The organism is Actinospica durhamensis, assembly GCF_018139695.1.
GTDB classification, from domain to species: Bacteria; Actinomycetota; Actinomycetes; order Streptomycetales; family Catenulisporaceae; genus Actinospica; species Actinospica durhamensis.
In genome coordinates this window covers 1-387 of record NZ_JAGSOG010000894.1, presented here as the reverse complement: position 1 = coordinate 387, position 387 = coordinate 1, and the positions used below count along the sequence as shown (strand labels likewise).

At 66.1% G+C, this 387-nt stretch carries 1 protein-coding gene; it reads right to left on the bottom strand.

Annotated features, from left to right (window positions below; translation table 11 throughout):
- The coding region (locus KDL01_RS42720; RefSeq protein ID WP_212534386.1) for a class II fructose-bisphosphate aldolase at positions 1 to 387 on the bottom strand (387 nt) is incomplete at both ends.

Genomic DNA, 387 nt, shown 5'->3' with positions numbered 1-387 from the left:
CGCGGGCGGCCATCGACGCCTCGGCCAGCTTGCCCCAGGTGCGCGGGTCGTAGGTCTTCTTGTTGCCGACCTCGCCGTCGACCTTCAGGACGCCGTCGTAGTTCCTGAACACGTGGTCGACGACCGGACGCGTGAAGGCGTACTGGGTGTCGGTGTCGATGTTCATCTTGACCACGCCGTTCTCCAGGGCGGTCAGGATCTCCTGCTCGCTGGAGCCGGAGCCGCCGTGGAAGACGAAGTCGAACGGCGCCTGCTTGCCGAACTTGGCGGCGACGCCCTCGTTCAGCTCCTTCAGCAGCTCGGGACGGAGGACGACGTTGCCCGGCTTGTACACGCCGTGCACGTTGCCGAAGGACGCGGCGAGCAGGTAGCGGCCCTGTCTCTTAT